General features: G+C 64.8%; 10 protein-coding genes. 5 read left to right on the top strand and 5 right to left on the bottom strand.

Going from position 1 to position 11,931, the window contains the following annotated elements:
• Positions 1-87 precede the first annotated feature (87 nt).
• Positions 88-1,416, bottom strand: coding sequence for an HlyD family secretion protein (locus QX010_RS21315; RefSeq protein ID WP_316181701.1), 1,329 nt, complete (start codon positions 1,414-1,416; stop codon positions 88-90).
• A gap of 187 nt (positions 1,417-1,603) precedes the next feature.
• On the opposite strand from QX010_RS21315, the gene QX010_RS21310 reads away from it, so the two are divergent.
• Complete coding sequence (locus tag QX010_RS21310; RefSeq protein ID WP_316181700.1) at positions 1,604-2,242, top strand: TetR/AcrR family transcriptional regulator; 639 nt, start codon at positions 1,604-1,606, stop codon at positions 2,240-2,242.
• Between the two features lie 485 nt (positions 2,243-2,727).
• Positions 2,728-3,702, top strand: coding sequence for an IS110 family transposase (locus QX010_RS21305; protein WP_316179866.1), 975 nt, complete (start codon positions 2,728-2,730; stop codon positions 3,700-3,702).
• Between the two features lie 432 nt (positions 3,703-4,134).
• On the opposite strand, the gene QX010_RS21300 is transcribed toward QX010_RS21305, so the two are convergent.
• The gene (locus tag QX010_RS21300) at positions 4,135-4,287 is read right to left on the bottom strand and encodes a hypothetical protein (RefSeq protein ID WP_316181698.1); all 153 of its coding nucleotides are present in this window, start codon (positions 4,285-4,287) and stop codon (positions 4,135-4,137) included.
• A 438-nt stretch (positions 4,288-4,725) separates the two neighbouring features.
• Here QX010_RS21300 and QX010_RS21295 point away from each other — a divergent pair, with 438 nt between their 5' ends.
• Complete coding sequence (locus QX010_RS21295) at positions 4,726-5,631, top strand: hypothetical protein (protein WP_316181696.1); 906 nt, start codon at positions 4,726-4,728, stop codon at positions 5,629-5,631.
• A 192-nt stretch (positions 5,632-5,823) separates the two neighbouring features.
• Here QX010_RS21295 and nikR read toward each other — a convergent pair whose 3' ends face one another.
• A complete protein-coding gene (gene nikR, locus QX010_RS21290) occupies positions 5,824-6,309 on the bottom strand; it encodes a nickel-responsive transcriptional regulator NikR (protein ID WP_316181695.1) in 486 nt (161 codons plus the stop codon).
• Positions 6,310-6,540: 231 nt separating this feature from the next.
• Between nikR and QX010_RS21285 the strand changes: the two genes are divergently transcribed.
• Together QX010_RS21285 and QX010_RS21280 are read left to right on the top strand one after the other, a co-directional pair.
• Positions 6,541-8,844 carry a TonB-dependent receptor gene (locus QX010_RS21285; RefSeq protein ID WP_410051969.1) on the top strand — a complete coding sequence of 768 codons (2,304 nt, stop codon included), beginning with the start codon at positions 6,541-6,543 and terminating at the stop codon, positions 8,842-8,844.
• 527 nt (positions 8,845-9,371) lie between these two features.
• On the top strand, positions 9,372-9,986 hold the full coding sequence (locus QX010_RS21280) for a class I SAM-dependent methyltransferase (RefSeq protein ID WP_316181692.1): 615 nt from the start codon (positions 9,372-9,374) through the stop codon (positions 9,984-9,986).
• Positions 9,987-10,114: 128 nt separating this feature from the next.
• Here the strand turns inward: QX010_RS21280 and QX010_RS21275 are convergent, their stop codons facing one another.
• The gene (locus QX010_RS21275) at positions 10,115-10,381 is read right to left on the bottom strand and encodes a hypothetical protein (RefSeq protein ID WP_315802098.1); all 267 of its coding nucleotides are present in this window, start codon (positions 10,379-10,381) and stop codon (positions 10,115-10,117) included.
• Positions 10,382-10,661: 280 nt separating this feature from the next.
• On the bottom strand, positions 10,662-11,852 hold the full coding sequence (locus tag QX010_RS21270; RefSeq protein WP_316181690.1) for an extensin family protein: 1,191 nt from the start codon (positions 11,850-11,852) through the stop codon (positions 10,662-10,664).
• Positions 11,853-11,931: the final 79 nt, after the last annotated feature.

The following is an 11,931-nucleotide window of genomic DNA, read 5'->3' as shown; positions in this document are numbered from 1 at the left end:
CCTCCCGCACAAGGAGGGAGGGAGCTGACTTCCGATGACGCGGCAGCTCGTGCCCTCGCATCAGTTCAAAATACTTTCCCTGTCCAACTACTTCCCCTGCACCGTCGCCGATGCGTCGAGGTCGGCGTCGGTGTCGGCATCCTTGGCGTCGGTGGTGTCGACGGTGACGTAGACCGACATGCCGGCGCGCAGCAGGTTCTGCCGCGCCACCTCCTTCGGCACGCGGATGCGCACGGGCAGGCGCTGCACGATCTTGGTGAAGTTGCCGGTGGCGTTATCCGGCGGCAGCAGGGTGAACACCGAGCCCGAGGCCGGCGAGATGCTGTCGACCACGCCCTTGAAGCCGCGCGCGCCATAGGCGTCGACCTTGATCGTGACCGGCTGGCCCGGACGGATGCGCCGGAGCTGGGTTTCCTTGAAGTTCGCGTCGATGAAGACCTCGTCGAGCGGCACGACGTTGCCGAGCCGCTGGCCGACCGCGATGAAGTCGCCGGTGTTGACGAGGCGGTTGGAGAAGGTGCCGTCGACCGGCGCGCGCACGGTGGCGAATTCGAGATCGCGCTCCGCCTTGGCGAGCGATGTCTTGAGCTCGGCGAGCTGCGCCTGGGCCTCGACCTGCTGCGCCTTCGTCACCTCGACATTGTCGCGCGCGGCGTCGTACGCGGCGCGGGCGGCGCGGACCGCGGCCATGCCCTGGTCGCGCGCGGCTTCCGACTGCTCGAAGGTCGCGTGCGAGGCAAAGCCCTTGCTGCTCAGCGCCTGCTGGCGCTCATAGTCGAGCCCGGCGCGCTTCATCGCGGCTTCGGATGAGGTGAGATTGGCCTGCGCCTGCTCGGCGGCGCTCTGCTGCGCGGCGACCTGGCGGCCGATGCGCGCGATCGTCGCCTCCTGCGTGGCGATCTTGCTGCGGGCGGCGTCGACCGCGATCTTGTAGTCGCCGTCGTCGATGCGGAAGATCACGTCGCCCTTGCGGACCACCGAATTGTCGCGCGGCACGATCTCCTGGATGTGCCCGGAGACGCGCGCGCCCAGCATGGTGTTGTTGGCGCGGACGTAGGAATCGTCGGTCGAGACCATGAAGCGGCCGACCAGATAATAGTGCGTGGCATAGCCGGCGGCGGCGAGCGCGAGCAGCACGCCGATGCTGGCCAGCACCCGCTTGCGCTTGCCGGATTTCGGAGCCGCGGCGGCCACGGCCTGCGGCTTCGCGCCCGCGGGAGCGCCGGCCGGCGCGGGCCGTTCGGATGGAGCCTCGGTGCTGACGTCGGCCTTCAGGTCGGCAGGCTTGGCATCAGCAGGCTTGCGCTGCGCCGTGTCGCTGGCCTGCGGCCGGACCGGCTCAGACCTCGTCTGTTCCGGCGCTTCATCAGCGTCCGGACGGCGCGCCCGTACAGCCTGGTCTCTCGCAGCGGCCATCAGAGACTCCCACCCATGACAGCGGGGCCACCCAGGCCCCGAAAATTCCGACCGAACCGTTCGGTCAATCCACATCTACCATTGACCGAACCGTTCGGTCAATCTATATCTTCGCTACCGCAACATATCCGCGCAGATGCTTTTGTGACGTTGGCACCGGCCAAATCTTCGGGAACAGCCTAAACCAATGATTGAGCCGGACCACACCACCACCCAGGCGACGTCGGACGACGATTCCTCGAAGCGCCGGCAGATCCTCCAGGGCGCCCGCAAGGTGTTCATGGACCTGGGTTTCGACGGCGCCAGCATGGGCGAGATCGCGCGCGTCGCCGGCGTCTCCAAAGGCACCCTCTACGTCTACTTCGCCGACAAGTTCCGCCTGTTCGAGGCGATCGTCGAAGAAGAGAGCGTGCATCGAGGTGCCTCGAACTTCAGCTTCGATCCCGCCCGCGATGCCGCGACCGTGCTGTACGAGTTCGGCACCGCCTGGATCGCGGTCGTCTGCCGCCCCGGCGGCGGATCGGCGATCCGCACCGTGATGGCGATCGCCGAACGCATGCCTGAGGTGGGACGGCGCTACTATGATTGCGTCATCGAGGGCACGATCGGCCGGCTCGCCGCCTATCTGCAGGCCCGCGTCGATGCCGGGGAGCTCGCCATCGACGATTGCCACCTCGCCGCATCGCAATTCCAGCTGATGTGCCAGGCCACGCTGTTCCTGCCCTTCATCTTCCAGGGAGCCCCCGCCCCCTCGCCCGACGAGACGCACAAGGTGGTGGCGAGCGCCGTCCGCATGTTCCTCGCGGCCTACGGCATCAAGAGTTGAGACGCCGCTGACCGCCGCGATGCGCGCGCCGATGTCGGCACAACGGATATCGGCGCCAGACATGTCAGCCCGAGATATGTCAGCATGAGACATGCGCTCTCCTTCTCGCGGCTGGCGACGCCCGAGCTTTGCAATCGGATCACCCTCGAAGCGATCGGAGGGTGCAGGGAAGGCCGGGCGCCGGCCGCGCCCGTGGCCCGCCTGCGGAAAAAAATGCAGGCGGCAGGTACCACAGGTTCAGCCGAGATCACCCGGCCCTCCCTGCGCGATGGGCTTACGATTTATACGTACTCTTGTGTGTTCGAAACCTGCCAGAATGTGCGAACGGGCGGTTCTGACCAACCGCCCGTCGCTGGATCTGAGCCCGATCGTGCTCAAAGGCCCTAGAGCCTGTCGGGGAGCGTGGGACAGGTCCGGTGTCTTCCTTCAACCCGAACAGTTGCACGGGCTTCGAGCCCGCACCTTGCAAGGAAGGGAGCTGGATGATGGCACAGAATGATCTCGTTGTCGCGGGTGTCGATGTCGCCAAGGATAAGGTCGATGCTTGTACCCGAGCGCCCGGGTCCAAGCAGATGTTTGAAAGGACGAAGGAAGGCCAGCGCGACTTCGTGGCGTGGCTGCGCCGGCACGGCGTCACCAAGGTCGTGATGGAGGCCAGCGGCGGCTACGAGCGGGAGTGGGCCAAACTGGTGCGAGCCGCCAAGATCGACGTTCGTATCGTCGATCCAAAGCGGGTGCGGAGCTTCGCTCAATCGGCCGGGCGCCTGGCCAAGAACGACAGTATCGATGCGGACACGATCGCCTGGTTCGCCGAGACCTTCAACGAAGCTGCGGTGCAAGCCTACGATGCCGCCCGAGAGAAGCTTCAGCAGATGGTCAATGTGCGCCAAGCGACGAAAGATATGCTGGTCAGACTGAAGAACCAGGGCGAGCATAAATTGCCTGTAGAAGTACAGCGTCTGCATACGCGCATCGTCAAGGCGATCAGCGCCGAGCTGGCCGAGCTCGAGGCAGAGATCTCCGCCCTGATCGAAAGCACGCCGCATTTTGCGGAGCTCGCCGAGATCATCGAAAGCGTTCCGGGCATCGGCCGCACGACGTGTGCTACGCTGATAGCAACCATGCCGGAGCTCGGCCAGACCAGCGACAAAGCCGTCGCGGCGCTGCTGGGTGTTGCGCCGTACGATGATGACAGTGGCCGGCGTCGCGGGGATCGGCACGTCAAGGGCGGACGCCGCAGAACTCGCAACACATTCTACATGGCCTGCGTGGGCGCCGCGACGCGGTGCAATCCAGTCCTGAAGGCCTTCTACGAGCGCCTGCTCGCCCAAGGTAAGTTGAAGAAGGTCGCGCTGACCGCCTGCATGCGCAAGCTGATCTGCATTCTCAACGTCATGGTCAAACGCCGCCAAAAGTGGAATCCGGCGCTCCACGTTGTGAACGGGTCGAGCGCCTCATAGCCGCTCGGGCTCCGCCCGAGCGCACGCCAAGCCAACAGACCGGCGAGCGGACGGGGTCAAGGCCGTCAGCCGCCGAAGGCGGTGGCGCGCCTTCGCGCCAGCCTTGAGGCCGGCCGATCACCGGTCTACAAAAAAGACAGTTGCTCCCCGGTGTCCGGGCTTGTAGCCACCGTCGCCGTCCGGCTCATCACCGAACGACTTAGCGCCAGCATCGGGGCGCCAGGACCATACGACTTCATCGTCCTGCCGGTCGCGTTCGTCCGCTCGCGATAAAGCGCGCTGCGCGCCGACAGGCCACCGCTCCCCGCCTCCAACGCTCGTGACGACCGCGAAACGTCCCTCTTCGATCGAGGCGGGATGGTCAGTAGACAACCATGGAATTCGGAAAAATGGAAGATAAAAATTTTTGCGCGAGGGACTGGACAGGGCAAATCAGCTTGAGCGGACTGATGAAATCAGTTTTTGCGCGCAGATGGTTTTGTGGTGCGCGAGCGTGGCGCAGCCCGTCATCGCGAGCGACAGACCGTCGTACGGACGAGCACAGCGATATCCGGGAATCGAGTCACGCTTGTCGCTGGAGTCCATGCGAGCACCCTGGCAGCGTCGCAATCGCGAGCGACAGCGAAGTGATCCAAGGCCGCATCAAGACTCTCGATTGCTTCCGCCTACGCCCGATTGGCTTCGGCGGACAGGTCGGCGCAAGGGGCCTCGCAATTACGGAAAGTGGGCAGGGTATGCGCCACAACCTCAATCGTCATCGCCCGGCTTGACCAGTCGATCCAGTTCGCCGCGGAGTCTGTAATGAAATCGATGGGCCGCGGCATACGGGATGCCCGCCTGCGCGGGATGGCAAAGGAGTGCTTGACTGTGGGCAGGGGTGGGCAAAGCACCGCCATCGAGCGACGCGTGCCCCCATCCTTAACGCTTGAATTTCTCCAAATGCTTGTCGACGCCTCCAAATAAAAAGACGTAAGTTATTAAGGCAGAATGGACAAGACAACTCACAGCACTCTGATGTAGATCATGTCGGTACTAGACAACTTAGATTGGATACGAATTGCACTTGCGGTCTTGTTGATCGGTTGCAACGTCGGCGTTTGGTGGGGCGTTGCTCTCGAAGAGAACACAAGCACCCTTGAATTTGGCAAGAAACTACTGATCCGCAGTCTTGCGCTCGAAGCGCTGATCGCTGCCCTGCTGTTTGTTGTCGATACTGTCGGCCTAGTTGACCAAAAATCGGAAATCTTGGCTCTCACCAAGAAGGCAGGCGACGCCGAACAACTCTCCGAGACGGCAAGCCAGACGGCCAAAGCCGCGCAGGAGCGCCTAAGGAAGATTGCAGAAGCCGAAACCAACCTAGAGAAGCGGCAATCAGATTTCCTGGATTCAATAACGCCTCCCCAATTGGAATACATGAAGTTTTGGGGCGACCTCGCAGGCGTATCGCCGGTATCGGTTGTGATAGAAGCGGAGCCTGACCCAAACTCGCAGTATTTTGCACGAGATCTGGATGCCGCATTTAGGCAGGCAGGTTGGCCGCCGCGCACCATTGTGAACCAGCCAATTTCCTTTATCACCGGGATTTGGGTGAAATTTTTATACCCCGCAACTGCTACTGAACCACGAGCAGCGGCAGTCGCCATTTGTAACGCACTTAGCGCGCAATTGATAACCAGCGTACGTGTTATGGGAGCGATGACTCTGGAAAAGCAGCGCGAACGTTTTGCCACTCCGGACAACATCTGGAATATTCAACATCCGAATGGCTCAAGCGCTTTAGACTGGCCGGATTCTGCCCCGCCCGCAGCTGTCGTTATCCATGTGGGACCCAATTCAGGCGATCTCTTTTTTAACAATGCACGAACTAAGAAAGGGCTACCTCCAATTGTAGCCTCTCCTGTGAGCACAGATTTGGCTTGCAAGCCGTAATAGCGTCCTTCAGGCTTAGGATTACCGCCGAGGCGACGTGGCAGGTCATTTCAGACAAAGTCAAATGTCGTCGCCCGGCTTGACCGGGCGATCCGATACTCCGAGGCGGCGGTCATGACATCGATGGGGCGCGGCGTACTGGATGCCCGCCTGCGCGGGCATGACGGCGGAGTGCGTGGCACCAGGCGGGTTCTACTTCTTGCCGCTCTTCGTCGTGTGGGAATGCGAATGGCTGTGACTGTGCGAATGGCTATGCGCGTGCCCATGCCCCGCCGCCGCCTCGATCGGCATCAGCGCGACGTGGCCGTGGCGGACGCCGCGTTCGGCGATGACGTGGTCGGCGAAGGCCTTGACCTCCGCCCGCTCGCCCTTGAGCACGGTGACCTCGAGGCAGCTCTCCTGGTCGATGTGGACATGCAGGGTCGCCTGGGCGAGGCCGGAATGGTCATGCGCCTCCTGGGTCAGCCGCTTCGGCAGCTCGCGCGCGGCATGGTCGTAGACGTAGCTGAGGGTCGCGATGCAGGAACGGCCGTCACTGGCGCCGGTATCGGCGGTTTCGAGGCCGCTGCGCAGCAGATCGCGAAACGCTTCCGAGCGGTTGTCGTAGCCGCGCCGGGCCATGAAGGCGTCGACCTCGGCGAGCAGGTCGTCGTCGATCGTGATCGTCAGGCGCTGCATGTCCCGTCTCCCTGAGCTGCGCGGCAAGCGCCTATCCACCGCATGAGTATGATGTATTCACGTTGACATCATACCGGTGTCACCTTAGCGTTCTTTAACATTCGACAGTGGGGCGATCCAAGCGAGCATGTCGCGGGCCAACGAAGGCGCGCGGCAGTTGATGATGCATGCCCTGTGGCGAGTTCTAGGGGCGTGACGATGCGGTGGTGTGGGGCGAGTGTTGGCGTGCTGATGGCGGCCTTGGCGCATCAGGCACAGGCACATCCGGAACGCCCCCCCGCAGAGCTGCCGACAGTCGATGTGGATGCGCCCAAACGGACCGCCAAGCCCAAGCCGCAGGCGCGACGCACGGCACAGCGGCCGGTTTCGGATGCACTACGCCCGCGCATCGGAGCGACGCCGGCCGCGACAGCCGCGGCAGCGACGCCCCCATCCGGCACGCCCAGTGCCGGCTCCGGTGCGCCGCACCCGCAGGGCATGGCGAGCGAGGTCGTCATATCAGGCGAGGAGATCAACGCCCGCCCAGCCACGCGGCCCGGCGAGGTGCTCGAAGCCGTGCCCGGCCTGATCGTCACGCAGCACTCCGGCGAAGGCAAAGCCAACCAGTATTTTCTGCGCGGCTATAATCTCGATCACGGCACCGATCTCGCGTTGTTCGTCGATGACGTGCCGGTGAACATGCGCACCCATGCGCATGGCCAGGGCTATGCCGATCTCAACTGGCTGATGCCCGAGACGATCGGCCGGGTCGACGTCCGAAAGGGCCCCTACTTCGCCGACGAAGGCGATTTAGCCTCGGTCGGCAGCGTCCATATCGGCCTGGTGGACAGCGTGCCGAAGGCGATCGCACAGATGACGGCCGGCAGCTTCGGCTATCGCCGCTTCTTCGGCATGGACTCGGTGCATGTCGGCGACGGCCATCTGCTGATCGCCGGCGAGGCCGGCCGCTATGACGGTCCCTGGACCACGCCCGACGACGCCAAGAAGCTGAACAGCCTGGTGCGCTACTCGCAGGGCACGGCGACTGACGGCTTCTCGATCACCGGCATGGCCTATGCGAACCGCTGGACCTCGACCGACCAAGTGCCGGAGCGCGCCATCACCTCGGGAACACTCGGGCGCTACGATTCCGAAGACCCGACCGACGGCGGCAAGACCAACCGCTTCGCGCTGTCGGGCCGCATCGCCGGCACCGACGAGGCCGGCTCCTGGAAGGCCAACGCCTATGCGGTGAAGAGCCAGCTCGATCTCTACAACAACTTCACCTACGCGCTCAGCAACCCGACCTACGGCGACCAGTTTCACCAGCATGACGACCGGCTGATGCTCGGCGCCAACGCATCGCGCACCTTGAACGGCAGCTTTGCCGGCCGGCCAATGGAGACGACGTTCGGCGTCCAGACGCGCTACGATGACATCGCGCTGGCGTTGACCAACACCCGCCAGCGGGTGCTGCTCTCCGACATCGATCCCTTGAGCACCGGCGTCGTTCGCGCCGACAAGGTCGGCGAAGGCAGCGTCGGGCTGTATGTCGAAAACACGGTGCGCTGGACCGACTGGCTGCGCACCACGGTCGGCTATCGCGGCGACTATTATCAGACCCACGTGTATTCGCTGACCAATGGCAACAACACCGGCGATGCCGCAGCCAGCCTCGGCAGCCCGAAGTTCCGCATGGTGATCGGGCCGTTCGACAAGACCGAGTTCTTCCTTGGCGCCGGCTACGGCATGCACAGCAACGACGCCCGTGGCGCGACCACGACCGAGGATCCCGCCGATCCGACCAACAAGCTCGCCTCCTCGCCGCTGCTGGTACGCACCAAGGGCGCCGAGGTCGGCGTGCGTACGCGCATCATTCCGGGACTCGATTCGTCGCTGAGCGTGTTCATGCTCAACCAGGATTCCGAGATCCTGTTCTCCGGCGACGCCGGCGACACCGAGGCGAGCCGGCCGAGCCGGCGCTACGGCTTCGAGCTCACCAACCACTATCGCCCGGCATCTTGGATCGACATCGACGCCGATCTGGCGATGACCCACGCCCGCTTCGTCGGTGACAATGCCGACCAGGCGGCGGTCTACGCCTCGCTCGCCGGCTACCCGCAGGCCCAGCTCGGCAATGCGCCGGGCAACTACATCCCCAATGCGCCGTCGATGATCGCCTCCGCCGGCATCACGCTCGGCGAGAAGACCGGCTGGTTCGGGTCCTTGCGCTGGCGCTATCTCGGCGCGACGCCGCTGACCGAGGACAACTATTTCCGCTCGACCGCGACCAGCGTGTTCAACGGCCGCATCGGCTTCCGCGACGCCAATGGCTGGCGCATCCAGCTCGACGTGCTGAACCTGCTCAACACCAGGGCCAACCAGATCTCCTACGGCTACGGCTCGCTGCTGCCGACCGACCAGCTGTACCAGGCGTGCTACGGCAACGCGCCGACAGGGGTGCCGGCCCAGGTCTGCCAGACCGGCGTCATGGACCGCGTCCTGCACCCGATCGAGCCGCTGACGTTCCGGGTGACGGTGGCGGGGACGTTTTGAGGCCGACCGCTATCGCCGCAACAGCGGTCGACTCCCCTCCCCTTGCGGGCAGGGCGATCGCACATGGTGAAAGAGGCCGGGCGCGCAGTCTTTCCGCGACCATCCTTCGAGACGCCCGCCTTCGGCGGGCTCCTCAGGATGAGGGCCTTTCTCCGCCGCAAAGCTGTTGATCCTCATGGTGAGGAGCGTCGCTCTTGCGACGCGTCTCGAACCATGAGGCCATGAAAGGTCCGCCCGGGAAAACCATATGCGATCGCCCTGCCGCAAGCGGGGAGAGGTCGGATTGCATCCGTCAGATGCAATCCGGGTGAGGGGCTACAGGTCTATCCACGTGCGCTTCCCGTGCGTCTGCCCTTCACCCCAACCCTCTCCCCGTAAAGAACGGGGAGAGGGAGCCCACCGTCCTCGCCGCAAGAGCCTGCGTTACATCTCAGACCGCTCGGATTTCTTCGTGCAGCATTCGCAGCCTGCGACGATATTGCGAACTCATGATAGGATGAGCCTCCTCTGCACCAAACGGCCATACCATGCCCGACCGCGCCAGCCATTGGCAGAACGTCTACACCACCAAGGCCGAGACCGAGGTGAGTTGGTACCAGGACGATCCGGCGACGTCGCTGCGGATGATCCGCGAGGCCGGTGCGACGGCGGCGTCGCGGATCATCGATATCGGCGGCGGCGCCTCGCGGCTGGTCGATGCGCTGCTCGCGGCCGGCTACGGCGCGCTCAGCGTGCTCGACATCTCCGACGCCGCCCTGGCGACGGCGCGCGGCCGGCTCGGCGCCGCGGCGGCCGGGGTGACGTGGATCGCGTCCGACGTCACCACCTGGACGCCGGACGCGCGCTACGACGTCTGGCACGATCGGGCCGCCTTCCATTTTCTCACCGCACCTGAAGACCGCGCCGCCTATGTCGATCGCCTGCGCGCGGCGGTGGTGCCCGGCGGGGCCGTCATCATCGGCACGTTCGCGCCCGATGGTCCGGAGAAGTGCAGCGGGCTGCCGATCGTGCGCTACGACGCCCACAGCCTGGCCGCAACGCTGGGTCCTGCCTTCACGCTAGAGAACAGTTGCACCGAGGCGCATCGCACGCCGTGGGGCGCGACGCAGCAGTTCCAGTTCTGCCGCTTCCGCGCCGGTTAGAGCATGATCCGGAAAAGTGGAAACCGGTTTTTCCTCGCGACAAACGCCGAAGGCGTTTGCGCGGAGATCATGCTCAAACAAGGAGATGAGATCATGATGCGATTCCGTGGAATCGTATCATGATCCAGTCAGCAGCACAGAGGCGGGCCATCCGACACGACGGGAATCTCGATGTCCTTGTCCTCGCTGCGCGCGGCATCGTCCGCGCCGCCAGCGGCGGTCGCCGGCTCCGGCGGCACACGCCAGGGGATCGGCTTCGGCGGCATCCGCTCCAGGCGCTGCGCATCGGCGACGGCGCGGCGGGCGGTCTTCAGCGAGCGGCAGACCAGCACAGCCTGCTCGGCGGTGCCGACCTCGAAGCCCGCCCCAATCGCCTTGATGCGATACGATGCCATCTCCGCCTCTCCCAATCCGGCAGCAACCAGAACCCCGCGCGCCTTGTTCCTGGCGACTGTGGCAGGTCTAGTGTCGGCCAATGGCGGACGGCAAAACTGGTCAACGGACTCCTAATGCGCAGCGCGCGACATCGGCGTTTCCGTTTCGGGGCGGGACAGAGCGCCTTCAGGCGCGGCTGACGGCGAAAGAAATCCACAGCCGCGCACAGCGCGAAGCGAATGACAAAGAGTGAGGAGATGGTCGGGCCGGGAGATGCGACGCGCTATTCGCCATTGCCACTCAATAGTCCCGGAATTCGTCTTCCTCGTTGATCAACTGACCAATCGACTTGGCTTGCTTGCGCGGCGGGATCGAGCTGGTGACGTCCGGCTCGCGCTGGCCGTAGCCGTAGCGCCGCTGCTGCGCGCGCGCCGCCACCGCCTCGCCGGATTGCGCGGCCGGCTGACAGATCAGGCGGCGGCTGGCGCGGCGCATCAGGTCCACATGGATGTGGTCGTAGTGATAGACGTTGGAGCCCGGCGCCAGCACCGTGGTGAACTGCTGGCACGCGCCGCCCTGGACGTCGCGCAGAAAGCCCTGCTCCTCCGGCAGGCCGATCCAGCCGTCCTTGACGGTGATGCGGCGACCGTCGGCGAGCATGAAGGCGGAGATGTCGAGCGCGTTGCCGAAGGCATGCTCCGAGATGTGCGCACTCGGATTGCCGTTCATGCCGCGGCAGGAATAGGCCGAGATCTGCTTGATCTCGACGACCTTGGTGCCGAACCAGCGCTGCGCCGCCGGCTGCACCGATTCAGCGATCCAGCGGTCCAGCGCCGAGACGATTGGACAGGCGAGCGTCGCGGTCGGCTTCACCGCGACCGGGCCGACGGTGCCGACCGGATCGCGCGACGGACCGAGCCGCGGCGGTGCTTCCTGCTGCGGATAGGCGGTGCGCCCGGCAGGCTGCCCGCGATAGGGCGCGGCGGGATAGGACGCGTCGGCCGGCTGGTTGACGTCGTCCTCGCCGGCCGGTGGCTCGAGTTGCAGCGGCGCGCCGGGCGGGGCGCCGTAGGACGGCGATGCCGGACCAGGATAGGCCGCGTTCGACGACGGATAGGCCGGCTGCGGCGCGGCCTGCGGCTGATAGGTCGCAGGCGGGGCATAGCGTTGCGGCGGCGGGTTGATCGGCCAGCGCGGCTGGCCGCCGATCGCGGCCGGCGGACGCAGGCTTTCGTCGGCGAAGCCGTAGCTCGCGGTCGATTCGCCGAGCGCCGCCACCTTCAGCGGATAGTCGGCGCCGCACATGCCGGGGCCGGTGATCGGGTCGATGCGGACGATGTCCGCGCTCTCCTTCACCGCGCCCGATTTCAGGCAGGCGATCTCGGCCTCGGCCCGCCACGGCTCGCGCTCCTGGAAAAATCCACGGCCGCAACCCGCAAGCGAGACAAGGACGATGGAGCCGACGAGATACAAACGAACTCCGCGCGTCATATGCAGAGGTTTGCGGCAATTTGCTTAAGGACCTGTCAATGCCGTCCCTTTACGGCACGCAAACCATCGCGACGTGAAA

The organism is Bradyrhizobium sp. SZCCHNRI1009, assembly GCF_032487575.1.
Lineage (GTDB): Bacteria > Pseudomonadota > Alphaproteobacteria > Rhizobiales > Xanthobacteraceae > Bradyrhizobium.
The sequence above is the reverse complement of the archived record's forward strand: the minus strand, read 5'-3'. Positions and strand labels throughout refer to the sequence as shown.